At 58.8% G+C, this 17939-nt stretch carries 16 protein-coding genes; 12 read left to right on the top strand and 4 right to left on the bottom strand.

Annotated elements, in window-relative coordinates; genetic code table 11:
* Positions 1-12: 12 nt before the first annotated feature.
* A complete protein-coding gene (locus MLC59_RS02685; RefSeq protein ID WP_248230664.1) occupies positions 13-1899 on the bottom strand; it encodes a methyl-accepting chemotaxis protein in 1887 nt (628 codons plus the stop codon).
* Positions 1900-2087: 188 nt separating this feature from the next.
* On the opposite strand from MLC59_RS02685, the gene MLC59_RS02680 reads away from it, so the two are divergent.
* The 4 genes from MLC59_RS02680 (at position 2088) to selD (ending at position 7360) form a co-directional block, all read left to right on the top strand.
* Entirely contained in the window at positions 2088-3641 is a 1554-nt protein-coding gene (locus MLC59_RS02680; protein WP_248230663.1) for a GNAT family N-acetyltransferase, read from the top strand.
* A 223-nt stretch (positions 3642-3864) separates the two neighbouring features.
* Positions 3865-4275 (top strand): hypothetical protein, encoded by a 411-nt coding sequence (locus MLC59_RS02675; RefSeq protein ID WP_248230662.1) that lies wholly within the window; start codon positions 3865-3867, stop codon positions 4273-4275.
* Positions 4276-4400: 125 nt separating this feature from the next.
* Entirely contained in the window at positions 4401-5093 is a 693-nt protein-coding gene (locus tag MLC59_RS02670; protein WP_248230661.1) for a hypothetical protein, read from the top strand.
* A complete protein-coding gene (gene selD, locus MLC59_RS02665; RefSeq protein ID WP_248230660.1) occupies positions 5090-7360 on the top strand; it encodes a selenide, water dikinase SelD in 2271 nt (756 codons plus the stop codon). Before MLC59_RS02670 ends, selD begins: the two co-directional genes overlap by 4 nt.
* On the opposite strand, the gene senB is transcribed toward selD, so the two are convergent.
* Entirely contained in the window at positions 7344-8330 is a 987-nt protein-coding gene (gene senB, locus MLC59_RS02660; RefSeq protein WP_248230659.1) for a selenoneine biosynthesis selenosugar synthase SenB, read from the bottom strand. The genes selD and senB overlap by 17 nt on opposite strands.
* A gap of 126 nt (positions 8331-8456) precedes the next feature.
* Between senB and MLC59_RS02655 the strand changes: the two genes are divergently transcribed.
* From MLC59_RS02655 to MLC59_RS02645, 3 genes are read left to right on the top strand one after another with little or no spacing between them, the layout of a single operon-like run.
* On the top strand, positions 8457-9323 hold the full coding sequence (locus MLC59_RS02655; protein WP_248230658.1) for a putative selenate ABC transporter substrate-binding protein: 867 nt from the start codon (positions 8457-8459) through the stop codon (positions 9321-9323).
* Positions 9323-9979 (top strand): ATP-binding cassette domain-containing protein, encoded by a 657-nt coding sequence (locus tag MLC59_RS02650; protein ID WP_248230657.1) that lies wholly within the window; start codon positions 9323-9325, stop codon positions 9977-9979. Before MLC59_RS02655 ends, MLC59_RS02650 begins: the two co-directional genes overlap by 1 nt.
* Positions 9972-11480: a PhnE/PtxC family ABC transporter permease gene (locus MLC59_RS02645; RefSeq protein WP_427901690.1), complete on the top strand. Its 1509-nt coding sequence runs from the start codon at positions 9972-9974 to the stop codon at positions 11478-11480. Before MLC59_RS02650 ends, MLC59_RS02645 begins: the two co-directional genes overlap by 8 nt.
* 9 nt (positions 11481-11489) lie before the next feature.
* On the opposite strand, the gene MLC59_RS02640 is transcribed toward MLC59_RS02645, so the two are convergent.
* A complete protein-coding gene (locus tag MLC59_RS02640; protein ID WP_248230656.1) occupies positions 11490-11942 on the bottom strand; it encodes a hypothetical protein in 453 nt (150 codons plus the stop codon).
* Between the two features lie 176 nt (positions 11943-12118).
* Between MLC59_RS02640 and MLC59_RS02635 the strand changes: the two genes are divergently transcribed.
* From MLC59_RS02635 to MLC59_RS02625, 3 genes are read left to right on the top strand one after another with little or no spacing between them, the layout of a single operon-like run.
* A complete protein-coding gene (locus tag MLC59_RS02635; protein WP_248230655.1) occupies positions 12119-13042 on the top strand; it encodes an ABC transporter ATP-binding protein in 924 nt (307 codons plus the stop codon).
* Positions 13043-13067: 25 nt separating this feature from the next.
* Positions 13068-13829: an ABC transporter permease gene (locus MLC59_RS02630; protein ID WP_248230654.1), complete on the top strand. Its 762-nt coding sequence runs from the start codon at positions 13068-13070 to the stop codon at positions 13827-13829.
* Positions 13826-14374 carry a DUF192 domain-containing protein gene (locus tag MLC59_RS02625; RefSeq protein WP_248230653.1) on the top strand — a complete coding sequence of 183 codons (549 nt, stop codon included), beginning with the start codon at positions 13826-13828 and terminating at the stop codon, positions 14372-14374. The genes MLC59_RS02630 and MLC59_RS02625 overlap by 4 nt, the downstream gene beginning before the upstream one ends.
* 58 nt (positions 14375-14432) lie before the next feature.
* Here the strand turns inward: MLC59_RS02625 and MLC59_RS02620 are convergent, their stop codons facing one another.
* On the bottom strand, positions 14433-15593 hold the full coding sequence (locus tag MLC59_RS02620) for a C4-dicarboxylate TRAP transporter substrate-binding protein (protein ID WP_248230652.1): 1161 nt from the start codon (positions 15591-15593) through the stop codon (positions 14433-14435).
* Positions 15594-15957: 364 nt separating this feature from the next.
* Here MLC59_RS02620 and MLC59_RS02615 point away from each other — a divergent pair, with 364 nt between their 5' ends.
* Both MLC59_RS02615 and MLC59_RS02610 read left to right on the top strand, forming a co-directional pair.
* On the top strand, positions 15958-17274 hold the full coding sequence (locus MLC59_RS02615; RefSeq protein ID WP_248230651.1) for a tyrosine-type recombinase/integrase: 1317 nt from the start codon (positions 15958-15960) through the stop codon (positions 17272-17274).
* Positions 17271-17939, top strand: coding sequence for a hypothetical protein (locus tag MLC59_RS02610; protein ID WP_248230650.1), 669 nt, complete (start codon positions 17271-17273; stop codon positions 17937-17939). The genes MLC59_RS02615 and MLC59_RS02610 overlap by 4 nt, the downstream gene beginning before the upstream one ends.

Genomic DNA, 17939 nt, shown 5'->3' with positions numbered 1-17939 from the left:
CCAGTTACCGGTTCAGACGCGGAACTGCTGCACCTTGTCCTTCAGGACTGAAGCCACCGTATCGATGCGGTTACTGTGTTGATCATTCTCTGTGGCTGCGGCGGCAGCGTCCTGGCCCTTCTCGGCAATCCTGGTGATGGAACTGTTCAGTTCCTCGGTGACAGAAGTCTGCTCCTCTGAGGCCGTGGCAATCTGGGAGGTCATCTCGTTGATGGAGGTAATTGCCGACGCAATGCGGGACAAGGCATCCATCGCCTCCTGGGCGCGTGCCGTACTCTCGGACGATACCTCGGTAGAGGCTTCCATTACCCGTACGGCATCACGGGCACCGTCCTGGAGGCGTTCGATAACCGCGCTCACTTCGCCAGTGCTTTGCTGCGTGCGTTGCGCCAGGTTGCGAACCTCGTCGGCGACCACCGCGAAGCCCCGACCCGCGTCCCCTGCCCGGGCCGCTTCAATGGCCGCATTCAGGGCAAGCAGGTTGGTTTGTTCTGCCACCCCCTGGATGACCTCCAGCACGCTGGTGATTTCGTTGACGTCCTGGCCCAGGCGTTCAATCACCGTGGCGGCACTGGCAATCTCACCGGACAGGCGCTCCACCGCTTCCCGGGAGGCTGCGACCGTTGCCACCGTCTGGCGTGCTTCACCATCGGCGGTTTGCGCCGCATCCACAGTTTGCTGGGCGTTACGTGCGATCTCGCCGGCGGCGGCCGACATTTCATTGATGGCTGTGGCGATCATATCCACCTCCACCTGCTGGCCCTCAACACTGCTGCGGCTGGTACTGGCCGTGCCACGCAGCGCAATGACGGACTCGTGGAGATCACCGGCGCCACGCTGGGCATCCCGTATGACATTCTGGATGCGCTCGACGAACTGATTGAAGCTGCCGGCCAACCGACCAAATTCATCATGGGTCTCGACCTCCAGGCGTCGCGTCAGGTCCGCCTCGCCGCTGGCAATATCGGCCATTGCCGTGTTGAGACGCCGCACCGGCTGCATGAGGAACCGGATACCGAAATGCAGGATCACCAGGGTACCCAGCAGGCCAACCACCAGGATCACCAGGCCGGTGGCCCGGGCCTGGCGCACCGGCGCATTGACGAGGTCTTCGTTGGCAAACATGGCCAGGTGCCAGTCCACGCCCCGTGCCTGCTCAATGGCATGGAAGCTTACCCGCCAGGGCGTATCGTCGATCATCAGTGTGCGAGGGGCGCCGGAAAAATCCGGTGACTCACCCAGTAGTGAGGAGACGGGCTCGCCAACCCAGTCACTTTCCGGGTGGTAAAGCACGGTGCCGTCGCTGCTGACCAGGGCCGCGTAACCTGTATTCGCAAGATTGACGGTGGCCAGGACTTCATCCACGGCCGTAAGGGTAATATCACCACCTGCCACGCCGCGATACTCCCCCTGTTTGACGGGCGCCAGGGTGGACAGCACCACTTCACCGGAAGCCGCATCCACATAGGGGTCGGTAATCGATCCCCGGCCCAGCTCCTCCGCCAGCTGGTACCACGGACGCTCCCTGGGGTCATAGCCATCCGGCAGCGTCGCCTGAGCCGCCTGGTCACGCATCAGCATGTTGCCATTGCCCTGCCCGACATAGACGTCCTTGAAGCCACCCCCGGTGTTGGCCGATCGCAGTATCGCCCGGGCCTGCCGGTCATCTTCGGCCGATTCCAGCGCCTCGGCGACGCCCTCGGTCATTCGCAGGCGGGTATTGAGCCACTCGGCAATGCTGGCGGTCGCCTGCGCGGCGGCATCGCCGGACATGGCTTCAACATACCGGTCGGTGGTGGAGGTCAGGCGCTGGTCGCCGGTGATGGCATAGCTGCCGACCACCAGCACCAGGAGCACGCCGAACGCAATCAGCAGTTTCTGGCCAAAGGACAGGTTCATCGGGGGTTGCTCCGGTACGGATTTATATGTGTCAGTACCCCAGAATAACGGCCACTGTCGGCACATCTTGAGGCAGACCCGTTCACTCTCGAATAGCCGGGAGGCTACATCCATTGCGGTGTGCACCCCGTAAACGTCTATAATCGATTCATTCAGTTCTCAATTCGGCAACCGGAGCCATTCCCGATATGGTACATGATGACCTGCACCTCAACCTGCGCAACCTCACCGAAGACGACTATGAGCAGCTCAGGGTGCTGATGGACCGAGTGTACGATGACATTGGCGGGGCCTGGCCGCGAGAAACCATCAGTGCACTGATCGAGCAGTTTCCCGATGGGCAGATCTGCATCGAAGAGAGTGGCGAACTGATTGCCGTGGCACTCACGGTGTGCGTGAAGTACGAGCGCTTCAGCAACCCCCATACCTACGACGACCTGATTCTCCGTAACGAGAAAATCTGGCATAACGCCAACGGCGACTCCCTGTACGGGCTGGATGTATTCATCCACCCTGACTATCGAGGTTACCGCCTGGGCCGGCGCCTGTATGAGGCGCGCAAGGAACTCTGCCGCTCCAAGAATCTGCGGGCTATCCTGGCCGGTGGCCGGATTCCCAGCTATCACAAGTACGCGGACCAGTACACGCCGGCAGAGTACATCCAGCGGGTGGATCGCAAGGAAATCTACGACCCGATACTCAGCTTCCAGCTGTCCAACGATTTCCAGGTAACCCGCCTGATGCATAAATACCTGCCGGAAGACCAGAAATCATTGGGTTACGCGACATTGCTGGAATGGAGAAACATTCTCTATACGCCGCCATCCACCGTGGTTAACGCGCGTAAAACCCAGGTTCGCATGGGCGCGGTGCAATGGCAGATGCGGGAGTTTACCTCCGTGGAAGAAGTGCTTCGGCAAGTGGAATACTTTGTTGATGCCCTCTCTGACTACAAGAGCGACATCGCCATCTTCCCCGAGTTCTTCAATGCGCCACTGATGGGCCTGACCGACCAGATGGACCAGACCCGGGCTGTCCGTTTCCTCGCAGGGTTTACCGAGCAGTTCCGTAACCAGATGTCGGACATGGCGGTCAGTTACAACATCAATATCATCACCGGTTCCATGCCCCTGATCGAGGATGACCGGGTCTACAACGTGTCCTACCTCTGCCACCGGGACGGCCGCGTGGATGAGCAGCGCAAGATCCACATTACGCCCCACGAGCGCCGGGACTGGGTTATCGAAGGGGGCGACCGTTTCCAGGTGTTCGATACCGATGCCGGCCGGGTCGCCATCATGATCTGCTACGACATTGAGTTTCCCGAGCTGGGACGAATTGCGGCAGCGGAGGAAGTGGATATCATCTGTGTGCCGTTCTGGACGGATACCAAGAACGGCTATCTCCGGGTTCGCCACTGCGCCCAGGCCCGGGCCATTGAAAACGAGTGCTACGTAGTCATCACCGGTAGTGTCGGGAACCTGCCGAAGGTGGAAAACCTCGACGTTCAATATGCCCAGTCATCAGTGTTCTCGCCGTCGGACTTTGCGTTTCCCCACGACGCGGTAATGGCTGAGACCACCCCGAACACGGAAATGATCATGTTCTCGGACCTGGACCTGGAAAAACTCAAACTGGTCCGGGCCGAGGGGTCGGTAACCAACCTGAAGGATCGCCGGACGGATTTATATACCCTCCACACGAACGACAGAGATCATGATATCGTAGAGGACGAATCATGAGACGGCGCTTCCAGTTTGCCCGAAAAGGCACTACCTCGCGTTAAGACCAGTCTCTATTAATTTGAAAGTATTGTCTTGGCCACTATCCGTGGCTAAGGTTTACGTAACACGACAAGTCTTTCACTTCGCCTTGTTGCAGGGATAATCTGCCGTGATGGGTGATATCGCCGGGAGATCTCTTCGCCAGGTTGCAGGCGGGTAGGTAAAAGTGTCGGAATGTACCATGCAGATGTCAGATAACCGCTATCACACACCCCTGCCAGACCTGCTGGCACGCTTCACCCTCAAGAAGGGCCTGTTCCGCAAAGAAGTGGTCGAAGCCAGTCTGTTTGACCTTAATCAGTTCGGGTGTGTACTGAAAACCGATAAGGTATTCGAACCGGGTGATACCCTGGGACTGGAGCTGGAAATGACCATGCCCTTCGAGAACCTGTTGGCGGGCGGTCTGACCGGGCTGGTTACAGAGCGTAGAAAGTACTGTAGCAATTTCTTTTATTCCATTGATTTTGTGGGAATCGATTATCGACCTAAAGCCGATAATTCTGACCAGTTGAGGCGTATCCTGGATGTGCTTGACCGCAAGCAGTCGTTGCTGTCACGGCGCGGGAGTACTGGCGCCGGCGCTACCGCATAACCGGCTCTAACGCCGTTCCCACAATATCGCCCGGGCATTCGAGTTTTCCGGCCAGGTAATCCGGTCGGTCTTCACAGTGGTATAAACCATCAGCTCGTCACACGATGTGAACAGGGAGTGGCACCATGGCAAAGAGCAAGAACACCAAGAATACGAAAACCGGCGATAACCGGCCCAACGTCGACAAGATCGTCAAAAAGGTCAACAAGGAGTTCGAGAAAACCTCCACCCAGATCGAAAAGCTGGTGGACGACGCCTTCAAACAACTGGATTCGCTTCAGCACCAGATCCAGGACCCCGTACGCAAGCTGATGAACGAGATGGATGAGCTTCGTGACCGTGAAATGAAGCGCTTCCACGACGAGCTTGACCGTCGCATGGAGGAGTTCCAGAAGATACAGAACACGGTGATGGAGCGCCTGGGAATTGCCCAGCGGGAAGCAAAGCGTGGGCAGCAGGCGGTGACTCGCTCCCTGGAGAAAGAGGCTACCAGCACCGCAAAAACGGCGAAAAAAGCTGGCAAGAAAACGGCTGCCAAGGCGAAAGCCAGCGCCAGCAAGGCGACGGCAGACACCAAGGCTGGAGCTCGCAAGGCTGGCGCTACCGCAAAGGCCGCCAGCAAAGGCAATGATCTGGGTGACCTGACCAGGATCAAGGGTATTGGCCCGGTAACCGCACGCAAATTGCAGGGTTCCGGCATTACCTCCATTAACCAGATCGCCAATCCGACCGAAGCCGAGCAGGAGAAGTTGAACCAGTTCTCCGGCATGAAGGGCTTCCGGAACTGGCCCGACGAAGCGAAGAAACTGATCGGATGAAGGAAACGGAACAGCCGGTACTGCGTGACATCGTACTGATAGGTGGTGGCCACAGCCACGTCGGAGTCCTCAAGCGTTTTGCGATGAAACCGGTGCCGGGGGTTCGCCTGACACTGATCTGTCGCGATACACACACACCCTACTCCGGCATGTTGCCCGGCTATGTCGCCGGGCACTATAGCTACGATGAGTGCCACATCGACCTGAGCAAGCTGGCCGAGTTCGCCGGGGCGCGCTTCTACCGGGACGAAGCCATCGGTATCGACCGCAACAGCCGGCGGATAATCTGCCGCGGGCGGCCGTCTGTTCCCTACGACCTGCTGTCCATTAATATCGGATCTACACCGCGGGTGAATGAAGTGCCCGGAGCCAGCGACCATGCGGTACCGGTCAAGCCAATTAATGGCTTCAATCAGCGCTGGCTGTCATTACTTGAGCGTGCAGAGACCCACGAGGGACCGCTGTCGATCGGTGTCGTAGGTGCTGGCGCCGGAGGTGTCGAACTCACCCTGGCTATGCAGCATCGCCTGCGCAAGGAGTACAAGGCCCGGGGGAAGGATCCGGACCAATTGTCGTTCCACCTGTTCGACCAGGCCACCGAGCTCCTTCCAACCCATAATGAGCGGGTACGAGAGGCCTTCAGCAAGACCCTTCGCAAGCGCGACGTCCACCTGCACCTTGGCAGTGCCGTTACCCGGGTTGAGCATGGTCATCTCCGTACCGAAAACGACCATTCCTTCGACCTTGACGAAGTACTCTGGGTCACACGGGCAGGCGGCCCTGCCTGGCTGAAAGAGACCGGACTGGCGCTGGATGACGGCGGGTTCATTCGTTGCCGGGATACATTGCAAACAGAAACCGACGACGACATCTTCGCTGCCGGGGATATTGCCAATGTGGTGGATCATCCACGGGAAAAGGCGGGGGTCTTTGCCGTACGCCAGGGACCACCTCTTGCCGACAATCTTCGCAGGGCGGCCATCGGTAAGTCACCTAGGCCTTTCATACCCCAGAAAACCTGGCTGGCACTGATCAGCACCGGTGACAAGTACGCTATTGCATCCAAGGGCGAGCGGTTTTCCCAAGGCCGCCTGGTATGGCGCTGGAAAGACTGGATCGACCGGCGCTTCATGAAGAAATTCAACGACCTTCCAGCCATGGAGGAGTCCTCCGCCCTGCCGGATACTTCCGCCGCCCAGAACCCGGAGGAAGCCTCCCAGGCCATTTCGGCCGTTGCCATGCGCTGTGGCGGCTGCGGCGCCAAGGTCGGCAGCACCGTTCTGTCCCGGGCACTCGGAGAACTGCGCCCCATCGAGCGTGATGACATCCTTGTGGGGCTGCATGCCCCGGACGATGCGGCCGTGCTTACAGTGCCACCCGGCAAGGCAGTCGTGCACACGGTGGACTTTTTCCGGGCGTTCATTGATGACCCCTATGTGTTCGGTAAGGTAGCCGCCAATCACAGCCTTGGCGATGTGTTTGCCATGGGCGCGGAAGCCCAGAGCGCGACTGCCGTTGCCACCGTACCCTATGGCATTGAGTCCAAGGTGGAGGACGTGGTCTACCAGATGATGTCTGGTGCCGTTGAAGTACTCAACGAGGCAGGCTGTGCCCTGGTCGGCGGGCACACGGGTGAAGGCAAGGAGCTGGCCCTGGGCTTTGCCGTCAACGGGCTGATTGATCCCGAACAGGTGATGAGCAAGGGCGGTCTCAGGGTTGGCGACAAGCTGATTCTCACCAAGGCCATCGGTACCGGCACCCTGTTCGCCGCCCATGCACGGCTGGCCGCGAAGGGCCGCTGGATCGATTCGGCGCTCGCCTCCATGATCCAGTCCAACCAGGAAGGTGCCCGCTGTCTGCTGCGCCACGGTGCCAAGGCCTGTACCGATGTAACCGGGTTCGGCCTGCTCGGCCACCTGGTAGAGATGACCCGCCCCTCAGGCGTGGATGCCACCCTGGATCTGTCGGCTATCCCGGTGCTGCCGGGTGCCGAGGAAACCGCTGCTGAAGGTATTCTCAGTTCACTGCAGCCAGCCAATATCCGGCTGCGCCGCGGTATCCGGGACCAGGCCAGGTGGATCGACCATCCCCGTTACCCGTTGATCTTTGACCCCCAGACCGCCGGTGGCCTGCTGGCCAGCGTGCCAGCCGATCAGGCAGAGGCCTGCGTAGCCGAACTTCGGTCCTTGGGTTACCCGCTGACGGCCATTATCGGCGAGGTCACAGAGCAGGGAGAGGCCATCGAGCCCATCAGCCTGCGGGATTAAGGGCTACAGCCTTTGTCAGGGCCTCCTCCAGGGAGGCCTGCTCCCTTTCCGGTGTAAAATCCAGCGCCAGTCCGTCAACGATGCGGCGCAGGTTATCGAGCCAACCCGGCTCCCGCTCTGCCCTGAGCATAAGCCCTGCAAGGGCCTGTTCATCGCCAACCGGATAGACACCAGGGTAGTTCTCCCCCAGCAAGCCGAGATTGCCGGGTATGTCTGAGGCCAGCACCGGCAGGCCCGCCCGGCAGGCCTCGGAAACCACATTGGCACCGCCTTCCATGGTAGAGCTGATGACCATTGCCCGGCACTGGCTCATCAGCTGTGATGCCTGTGCCCTCGGAATCTCGCCCAGCCACTGGTACCGGGGGTTGCTGGCCATTTCTTCCCCGGCAGCCTTGGCCCAGGCATGGTCATGGGCCTTGCCGGCCTGCAGTATGTGAATCCGTGACTCAGGCGGCAGCAAACGGGCAGCGAGGGCAGCTCGCAAAGGGGCTTTCTCCTCCCGGAGATGGCCAATGACACAAAGGTCAAAACGATCGTTATCAGTCGTTAATCTGCCGGCGGGCTCCGGGGTGGCAGCGGACTGCAGCACAACGGTTATGCGAGACCGGAGTGCTTCCGGCACAACCTGCCATGCCAGGTGATGCAGCACAATGAGCCCATCCGCCTCGGCCATGGTCGCAAGGGTCTGCTGCGGATGGCTGTACTGGAACCGATACAGGTCCGTTCCCGTTAGTGCAACAATCACGGGCTTCCTGCCCTGCTCCGCCCGCCACCGGCTTACAGCATCCCGGCTACGCCAGGCGTGCAGCGCGATCAGCACATCCGCCTCATTCGCCTGCCGGGTCTCCAGGTTGGTTCCTACTGTCACCTGATGCCCCAGGTTCTCAAACAATCCGGCCCAGCGTTCCGCCGTCGCCCGGTTACCAGAAAGTGAGCCCGGGGGTGCAGGGGTCAATAGCAGTAGGTTCATTCAGTTGCTACCATATAGATGTGTCTGATGTTTTCTACGGTGGGCCAATCCAGTCAGCTCATCGTAGAGTATCATTACAGACGGTACATCCACCGCCCGAATCCCTCACTTCAAGGACCGACTCTTATGCTTAAAAAACTTCTTGGCCTGGCTACCATAGCCGCCGCCATGCAGACCTATGCCTTTTCCGCAGCGGCAGACACTTTCGTGTTTACCGCTATTCCCGACCAGGATGAAACACAACTGATCGAACGTTTTGGTGCTGTTGAGTCCTACCTCGAAGAACAGCTGGATGTGGACGTGAAGTACATTCCGGTGAAGTCCTACGCAGCTGCTGTGTCCGCTTTCCGTAATAACCAGGTCCAGCTGGCCTGGTTCGGCGGCCTTTCTGGTGTACAGGCTCGCCGTCTGGTTCCCGGCTCTGAGGCCATCGCCCAGGGTGAGGAAGACCCCGAGTTCCAGAGTTACGTGATTGCCAACACCAGCACTGGCCTGGAACCCATGGATGACCTTTCTGACGCTCTGGAAGGTATGACCTTTACCTTCGGCTCCAAGGGCTCCACCTCTGGCCGGCTGATGCCGGAGTTTTTCCTGCGAGAGGCCTATGGCGAGGCGCCGGACGAGGTCTTCTCCCGGGTTGGCTTCAGTGGAAACCATACCCGTACCGTACGCCTGGTAGAGGCCGGCACCTATCAACTGGGCGCGGTGAACTACAAAGTCTGGGAGTCCGGTGTGGAAGACGGCTCTATTGATACCGACAAGGTACAGGTGATCTGGAAGACGCCTTATTACCCGGACTACCAGTGGACAATTCGTGGCGACGTCGATGAGCGCTTCGGTGAAGGCTTCAAGGATCGTGTAACCCAGGCGTTACTCGACATGGACGACCCCGAACTGCTCCAGCGATTCCCCCGCACCGGCTTTATCCCGGCCACCAACGAGGACTACGCCCCGATCGAAGAGACCGCCGAAGCATTGGGCCTGTTGAACTGATGAAGGCGCCGCTGGAACTGGATGGACTGTCGGGCTACTTCAGCGGACAGCGGGTTCTTGGCCCGCTGTCGCTGACGGTCGCCCCCGGCGACAAGATTGCCCTGGTAGGCAAGAGTGGTGCCGGCAAGTCCACCCTGATCCGGCTGATCCATGACCGGGTAGGCGATGCCGCAGCCCTTGTTCCCCAGGAGCTTGGGCTGGTCAACGCCCTGCCCGTATTCCATAACGTGTTTATGGCCAGGCTGGAGCAGCATAATGCCCTCTACAACCTGGCGACACTGATCCGGCCGTTCACAGCCGACCGGGAAGCGGTGACCGCCATCCTGGACGAGCTGGATATGCCCGACAAGCTGTGGAGCCCGGCCGCGAGACTGTCGGGTGGCCAGCGCCAACGTGCCGCCATTGGCCGCGCCCTTTATCGCAATGCCGACATGCTGCTGGCTGACGAGCCGGTCTCCGCCCTGGATGGCCCGCTGGCCCACAAGGTAATGGCATTGCTCAGGGATCGGTTCCAGACCTCGGTGGTGGCATTGCACGATGTTGAGCTGGCCCTGGCCTACAGTACCCGCATTGTGGGTATCCACGGGGGACAAGTCGCCCTGGACGAGCCAAGCCAGTCCCTTACTGCGGCGGACATCCGTCCGCTCTATGATTGAAGGCCGCACTGTGATGCAGGGTTGGGCCAACGTTCCCCTCAGCCAGTCAAGGACCGCCCGAACCACCCTGTTCTTCGTGGTCCTGGCACTGGTCTGCCTGGCCATGGCCGATATCGCCATCACGACGGCCAACCCCTGGCAGGACCTGATGCGATTCTTCTGGGGGGTGATGACTCCGGATTTCTTTTCCAGCGCTGGCCTGGCGACCGCCCTGCTCCGCACCCTGGCGTTCGCCTTTGTCGGGGTGACGCTGGGTGCTGCCGCTGGTTTCCTGCTGGCACTGGTCTACCGGTTCCGCCTGGTACGTACCTTCGCGGCCTTCATTCGCGCCATACATGAATTGTTCTGGGCGCTGATCTTCCTGCAATTTTTCGGGTTTCACCCGCTCACCGGGGTGCTGGCTATCGCCATTCCCTACGCCGGGATATTCGCCAAGGTGTATTCGGAAATACTGGATGAGGCGGACCCTGAACCCCGTAATCTCCTGCCCTCCGGGGTCGGTGCCCTGTCAGCCTTTGTCTATGCCCGCATTCCGGACTGCTGGGAACAGCTGCGCACCTACACTTCCTACCGGCTCGAATGCGGTTTTCGTTCCAGCGCCATCCTGGGCTTTGTTGGCCTTCCGACGCTCGGCTTCTACCTTGAATCCGCTTTCTCGCAGGGGCATTATTCCGAAGCCGGTGCAGTTCTGATCCTGTTCTACCTGCTGATTGCCACCATTCCGCTGTGGGTACGACCCCGCATGCTGCCCTTCTACATTGTGGCTGCGCCCTTCTTCCTGGGTGACGGTATGCCCATTATGTGGGGCAACGTCCGACGCTTTTTCACCGAGGATATCGTGCCGGCGCCGTTGCGGGAGGGCTCATCCAACGATTTCTGGCCCTGGCTGAGCGACCTTGTGGTGAACCAGGCCTTGCCCGGCATCTGGAACACGCTGTTACTCACACAAATGGCGCTGGTGGCGACCGGTGTCATTGCCTTGCTGGCATTTCCCCTGATCTCGCGCCACTTCGGCAACCGGGTATCACGGACCGGTGGACACGTTTTGCTGGTGATTGCCCGCTCCACCCCGGAGTACATCCTGGCCTACATCCTTCTTCAGCTCTGGGGACCGTCGATGCTGCCAGCCGTGGTGGCGCTCGCACTGCACAACGGCGGCATTATTGGTCACCTGATCGGACGCCAGTCCAGTACCTTCAACCTGCGCCCAGATGCGCCGCGGGGCCTGATGCGTTACGGCTACGAACTGGTGCCAAGGGTGTATCCATCCTTCCTGGCGTTCCTGTTCTATCGCTGGGAGATCATCATGCGGGAGACCGCTATCCTGGGGATACTGGGCATCTATACCCTGGGCTTCTATGTGGACAGCGCGATTCAGAATATCCAGTTCGACAAGGCCATGATCCTGATCCTGGTTACTGCCCTGCTGAATATTGGTATCGACGGACTGTCACGACGTATCCGGCGAAGGCTGGCCCTGCAAACCATGCCCACGTGCTGATACCGGACTTCAGGAAGCTTCAGAAGGGCTGAACAGTATCCGGAAAGGCAGGGCCAGTGGCTGCCCGGCCACCTGAAGGTTAATCCGCCACACCATCTCGTCACCAGTGGTACAGAACGGTGGCACGAAGCTGGTGCGGTAAATGCCCGGGTGTTCGGTAGATTGCAGTGCCAGGGGGTATTCGCCCATATACATCCTCTCCCCGGTGAGTATGACCAGCGGCCTGGTCTCTATGCCGGGAAGGGTCAGATCCAGCTGTAGCTCATCGCCGGAAAGCCGACTCAGCGTTATCGTTGCCATGCCACCATTGGTGTCCCACTGGCAGTTTTCGGTCAGAGGCCTGCAGCTGGAATCAGCTGCGCTCTCACTGACAGGCGATGGCGCATCCAGCCAGCGTGGAAGCTGCCAGGCAGAAACCGCCAGAATGGCAATGAGCAGTACTGGCAGGACAATTCGAATCATGGGCATTTCATCAATCAGCCTTTGATCGGGACGGTAGCATTATGCCTGCGGGCATCGCCTGCCTCCACAGATCCGGCGCAGCATTTGTCCGTATACGCACCGGTACGGGTGCCTTGTTTGTTCATAACATGCGAAAATGCCCGACTTTTCCAAAACCTGCTGACGGAGAACCCGCTGTGCAACCGGATATATCGGTCCAGAACCTCAGCAAGACCTACGGCGATGGCTTCCAGGCCCTCAAGAACGTCAACCTGGACATCCAGAAGGGTGAGATCTTCGCCCTGCTTGGCCCCAACGGCGCCGGCAAGACCACCCTGATCAGTATCATCTGTGGCCTCGTGAATCCCTCCAGTGGCACGGTGACCGCTGCCGGTCACGACATCATCCGCGAATTCCGGGCCGCCCGGCAAGCCATTGGCCTGGTACCCCAGGAACTGAATACCGACTCCTTTGAAAAGGTCTGGAACACCGTCAGCTTCAGTCGCGGGCTGTTCGGCAAGCCGCCCAATCCTGCCCATATCGAAAAAGTCCTGAGGGACCTGTCGTTGTGGGACAAGCGCAACAACCGGGTGATGTCCCTTTCCGGTGGCATGAAGCGACGCGTCATGATCGCCAAGGCCCTTTCCCACGAGCCGGATATCCTGTTCCTTGACGAGCCCACCGCCGGTGTCGATGTGGAACTGCGCCGGGATATGTGGGAGATGGTACGCAAGTTAAGGGAAAGTGGCGTTACGATTATCCTCACGACCCACTACATCGAGGAAGCCGAGGAAATGGCGGACCGCATCGGCGTGATCCGCAACGGCGAACTGATCCTGGTGGAAGACAAGGCCACCCTGATGTCCAAGCTGGGCCGCAAGGAGCTGCGCCTGCACCTTCAGCAGGCCATGGACGAGTTACCGCCGGAACTGAAAGACCAGCCCATTGAGCTTTCAGATGACGGCTATGAGCTGATCTACACCTTTGACAGCCAGCAGGAACAGGCCGGTGTGGCGCTGCTTCTGCGCACACTGGGAGAGCTGGGTGTGGAGTACCGGGACCTGCAGACCCGGGAGAGCTCCCTTGAAGAGATTTTCGTAGGGCTGGTTCATCACGACTGATACGCCCGACAACCGGAGAGAATCTATGAACCTGTATGGCATCCTGGCCATCTACAAGTTTGAAATGGCCCGCATGTGGCGGACCCTGATGCAGAGCGTCGCCTCGCCGGTGATCTCCACGTCCCTGTACTTCGTGGTATTCGGCTCGGCCATTGGCTCCCGCATGGGCGATATTGACGGCATCAGCTATGGCGCCTACATCATCCCGGGCCTGATCATGCTGACCCTGCTGATGCAGAGCATTTCCAACGCCAGTTTCGGCATTTACATGCCCCGGTTCTCGGGCACCATCTACGAAGTGCTGTCGGCACCTGTGTCCTACATCGAGGTGGTGATCGGCTATGTCGGTGCAGCGGCCACCAAGTCGGTGATCCTGGGGCTGGTTATCCTCGCCACCGCCCGGCTGTTCGTGGATTACAGCGTGCTGCATCCCTTCTGGATGATCTCGTTCCTGGTGCTGACGGCGGTGACCTTCAGCCTGTTCGGTTTCATCATCGGTGTGTGGGCGGACGGTTTTGAGAAGCTTCAGATCGTGCCGCTTATGATCGTGACTCCCTTAGTCTTCCTCGGGGGTACCTTCTACTCCATCGATATGCTGCCGGAGATCTGGCAGACCATCACCCTGTTCAACCCGGTGGTGTACCTGATTTCCGGCTTCCGCTGGGCGTTCTACGGCGTCTCCGATATCCACATCGGCATCAGTGTCGGCATGATCATGGTGTTCCTGACCCTGTGCATGGTGCTGATCGCATGGATCTTCCGCACCGGTTACCGGCTCAAGCCATGAAGCCCCTGACCGGGTTTGTCCGCTGGCCCCGGGCGCTGCTGGTGCTCTGGCTCGTCACCGGTTCAACGCTGGTCCATAGTGCGCCACCTCAACAGCTTGATGCCTGGGAGAGCTGCCTGGAGACCAGCGAAGGCCCAGTGCCGGTGACACTCGAGCATGCAGCAACGAACGAGCAGCGGCGCTGGGGTCTGATGGAAAGGCCAATCCTGCCGGCAAATGGCGGCATGCTGTTTTTCTACGACTCGCAGCGCCCAGGCTCTGCGGGCTTCTGGATGTATCGCACCCGCATTGCCCTGGACATTGCCTGGCTGGATAAGGACGGCGTGATTGTCGCCATGGATACCATGACACCCTGCGATACCGAACGGGCCCGTGACTGTCCCACCTGGAAGCCAGGCGTCCCTCACCAGAACGTGCTTGAAATGAATGCAGGTTTCTTTGAAAAACACCATGTCGACGTCGGCGACAACCTGGTTGCCAGCCTGGAGGAAAATACGCCCTGCCTGCCAGCATCAACTGCCCGCAAACCAGCCCGGGAAAGGTAGACCAGAAACAATGACCCCGGCGATGCCGGGGTCATCCAGGTGAACTTGGGAGCAGGTGTTACATGCCGTGGGTGCTGGGGTCTACTTTCGAGAACACCTCGTCCCAATACAGCGCCCCCAGCTCTTCCTGAGAGTCCACATCTTTGACCAGGCCAACCCACTTCTCAAGGACCGGGCGGAACGACTCGAGCAACTCGGCCCCATTTTCAACGCCGTAGGTCTTCTCATAGTAAAGAGCGATAGCATCCATATCTTGCCGCACAAACTCCCGGGTCGCTTCCTGCAGTCCGGGTGACGCCGTGTGGATCTCAATCCCCAACTCGTCCTGCGCCCGTTTCAGAACAGCTTCCTCCCGTTGATGGTAGACCCAGGGAATTTCAGCAGAGATGTAGGCCCCTGCATGCAGCATGGCAGTGCGCTGCTTGTCATTCAGGCTTTGCCAGGTATCGCGATTGGTATTGGTAATCTCGGCACCGGCAAAGACCCCGCCAGGCACATCCGTGGTGATGTCCGTTGTGGCTTCGATGATCCCCAGGTTTTCGAGGTCGGGGGCGGAAATAACAACACAATCCACCACGCCCTGCTCCAGTGCTTCATAGGCCTCGTTGCCAGAGAGCGTCACGGGGCTGGCACCAAACTGCTGGGCCCACCGGGACCATTGAGACCCCGCAGCCCGCAGTCGCTTGCCTGCCAGATCTTCCACAGTGGTAACGGGCTCACTGCAGTTCAGCATGTAGTTGGAACTTGACGCAATGCCCGTAAAGACCTGGTTCTGTTCCTGGAAATCGTTATGGCACTCCTCACAGTTAAAGAAGACAAATTCGGCCAGCGCGCCGATGTAAGCCGGCCCCTCCTTGCCCTTGATTTCGTCACCAAAGAGTTGCAACTGCATGGCCGCTTCAGCGAGCAGGTTGGTGTGGGGGTACTCTGCCGGGAAATAGGGACTCAGGAGATAGCCGATATCAGCCATGCCATCCCGCACACCGGCCGAAGTCTCAGCGAAATTAAGCAGTGATAACGGATACACCTTTACCGAAAGCTCGCCGTCAGAAAATTCCGCGACCCGGTCGGCGTAGTTCTGCGCCGCCTTGGCAGAGTCACTACCGGGCGGGTAACCGACCGCATAGGAAAGCGTTCTGGCATCTGCAACCGAGGCAAGGGTCATCCCCCCGACGAGCAGTGAAGTCGATAAAACACGAACCAGGGATAGTACGGGCATGGTAGTACTCCGGATAGTTGTTGTTGTAATACGGGTAGCGGGCTCCCTCCCGAATTGGTTCAGATCCTGAAATACACCGTAGTCCCGGACTAACTAACCAATCAACCGATTGGTTAAAAAATCGTCGGAATGGACGAGGGAAAATGGATAAATATGAGGCGAAAAGCGGTAACGTGTCTTGTTGCAAGTGGTGCCCGGGGCCGGACTCGAACCGGCACGACCTAACGGTCAGGGGATTTTAAGTCCTTTTCTTTCACTTTGAACAAAAATGGTCAACCACTAACAGCTTTTAATTTTCAGCCAGTTACCCCAGAATAGTCCTTAGTGTCTTTGAACGATTTTGAACTAAAGTGGTGCACCAGTGATGCACCAGCGGTTCACCAAGGGGGAAGAAATGGCCGATAAAGTGAAGCTCAACAAGACCAACCTGGACAAGCTGGAAGCGGTAGACGGAAAGCGCCGCATTGTTTGGGATTCTGCCATTCAGGGCTATGGCGTTCGGGTGATGCCGAGCGGAAGCAAAACCCTGTTCTTCCAAGCCCGGTTCAAGGGCGAAGTGATCCGCGTAACCATTGCCCGCTACACCGGCACCGCCCCCAGCGCCGAACAAGGCCGCAAGCGCGCGCTAGAGATCAACGCAGACATAGCCAACGGCATAGACCCCCGCCCGGAGAAAAAGGAAGCGGAGGCCGCCACGTTTGGGGATCTGCTGACCGGTTACGTTGAACTGCTGGAAAGCAAGGGCAAGAAATCCGCCGGGAACGTGAAAAACCAGATCAAGGCGGACGTAGAAAAGGCCCAGCCGAAACTGTGGAAAAAGCGCGCGGCTGAAATCGACCTGGACGACTGCATAAAGGTAGTGGCGGACGTTAAAGACCGTGGCGTTTTGCGCCAGGCTGACAAGATCCGCAGCTATATCCGTTCAGCCTTCACGGAAGCGATCAAGGCGCGCGGCAACGTGAACGCCCCGGCGGCATTGCGGAACATGAATATCAGGGCCAACCCCGCCCGCGATATGGTGAAGGTGGAAGGATCCAGCAAGGCTAGAACCCGCGCTCTGTCCCTTGCCGAGTTTCAAGCCTATTGGACGCGCGTTAAGGAACTGCCGGAGCCGGGCCGCTCGGTTATGATGCTGCACGTCCTGACCGGCGGACAGCGTATAGAACAGCTTTCCCGCGCCACCCTGCATGATATCGACCACGACACGGGAACGCTTACCCTGCTGGACTACAAGGGCCGCAGAACGGAACCCCGCCGCCATGCTATCCCACTGCTACCGGAAGCCCTGGACTGTATCGAGCGGATTACCGGAGCCGGTGAATACGTGTTCACTTGTGATGGCGGGAAACGTCCGGTGAATGGCAAGTTCATATCTGACCGAGTGGACAAGATCCGGGAAGAAATGGCGGAAGCGGAAGAACTGACCGGCGGGCACTTCACCCCCGGCACCATACGGGCAACGATTGAAACCCGACTGGCTGCAAAGCCTTACCGCGTGAGTTCGGACGTTCTGGGCCAATTACTTAGCCACGGCTTGGGTGGAGTTCAGGCCCGGCACTATCAGCACCACAATTTTAACGACGAGAAACTAGAAGCCCTGCAAATGCTTCACCGCATGGTGGAAGGCGAGCCGGAGCCTGTGGCCCAGGTTATCCCGTTTAACCGGGAGGCGAGCGCGTGAGCGATCGAATAACAGAGGCCGTGGAAGTCGCTCTGATTCTTAAGTATCGCCAGCATGGAACAGAGCTAGACCCCAGCGTGGTATCCGATACAAAGCCGGAGAAATTTCTAGCTGCATTGATGCCAGCTTCAGACCGCGATGACATTTGCCAACATTCATTAGCTGCATTTGATGCTTTTCGTGACCTTTTTAGCCGGGCTGATGACGAAGGCACCGAACTGTTACCGCTGGATCTATTTCGGGCCGGAATTGCCGTTGGCAGGGTGCTGGAGAGTTCAGGCCGGGCATTGTCACCCATTGAGGAAGCCGAACTAGTAACGCGGGATCACAACAGCCGTAAAGCATTCGCTAACTTAGACCACGAAGGCCGGGAGGCGCTATACCGGGAGGCAACAGGCTTTGCTATTGCTTATTTGGAGCTGATCAAGAACGGGCAGCCTATGCGCCTTGATGAACTGGCGGACGTGACCTTAGAACACCTGATAAAGAATTACTCCAGTGATTCGGTTATCGGCAAGCATATAGGGAACCTATCTCGTAAAGGAGTGCGTGAGATTATCGCCCCACGACTACCAAGCCACCTAAAGCGGAGCGGTGGCAGACCGAAGAAAGGAACTTACCCCCCCCCTCCCCGCCGGGGAGGGAATATAACGCATTGGTTATAA

It is taken from the genome of Marinobacter bryozoorum, from assembly GCF_023156245.1.
In the GTDB taxonomy this organism is placed as follows: Bacteria; Pseudomonadota; Gammaproteobacteria; order Pseudomonadales; family Oleiphilaceae; genus Marinobacter; species Marinobacter bryozoorum.
The sequence above is the reverse complement of the archived record's forward strand: the minus strand, read 5'-3'. Positions and strand labels throughout refer to the sequence as shown.

Coding starts and splice junctions, on each gene's coding strand:
- MLC59_RS02685 (WP_248230664.1), bottom strand. CDS start 1,899: ATGAACCTGTCCTTTGGCCAGAAACTGCTGATTGCGTTCGGCGTGCTC.
- MLC59_RS02680 (WP_248230663.1), top strand. CDS start 2,088: ATGGTACATGATGACCTGCACCTCAACCTGCGCAACCTCACCGAAGAC.
- MLC59_RS02675 (WP_248230662.1), top strand. CDS start 3,865: ATGCAGATGTCAGATAACCGCTATCACACACCCCTGCCAGACCTGCTG.
- MLC59_RS02670 (WP_248230661.1), top strand. CDS start 4,401: ATGGCAAAGAGCAAGAACACCAAGAATACGAAAACCGGCGATAACCGG.
- selD (WP_248230660.1), top strand. CDS start 5,090: ATGAAGGAAACGGAACAGCCGGTACTGCGTGACATCGTACTGATAGGT.
- senB (WP_248230659.1), bottom strand. CDS start 8,330: ATGAACCTACTGCTATTGACCCCTGCACCCCCGGGCTCACTTTCTGGT.
- MLC59_RS02655 (WP_248230658.1), top strand. CDS start 8,457: ATGCTTAAAAAACTTCTTGGCCTGGCTACCATAGCCGCCGCCATGCAG.
- MLC59_RS02650 (WP_248230657.1), top strand. CDS start 9,323: ATGAAGGCGCCGCTGGAACTGGATGGACTGTCGGGCTACTTCAGCGGA.
- MLC59_RS02645 (WP_427901690.1), top strand. CDS start 9,972: ATGATTGAAGGCCGCACTGTGATGCAGGGTTGGGCCAACGTTCCCCTC.
- MLC59_RS02640 (WP_248230656.1), bottom strand. CDS start 11,942: ATGATTCGAATTGTCCTGCCAGTACTGCTCATTGCCATTCTGGCGGTT.
- MLC59_RS02630 (WP_248230654.1), top strand. CDS start 13,068: ATGAACCTGTATGGCATCCTGGCCATCTACAAGTTTGAAATGGCCCGC.
- MLC59_RS02625 (WP_248230653.1), top strand. CDS start 13,826: ATGAAGCCCCTGACCGGGTTTGTCCGCTGGCCCCGGGCGCTGCTGGTG.
- MLC59_RS02620 (WP_248230652.1), bottom strand. CDS start 15,593: ATGCCCGTACTATCCCTGGTTCGTGTTTTATCGACTTCACTGCTCGTC.
- MLC59_RS02615 (WP_248230651.1), top strand. CDS start 15,958: ATGCACCAGCGGTTCACCAAGGGGGAAGAAATGGCCGATAAAGTGAAG.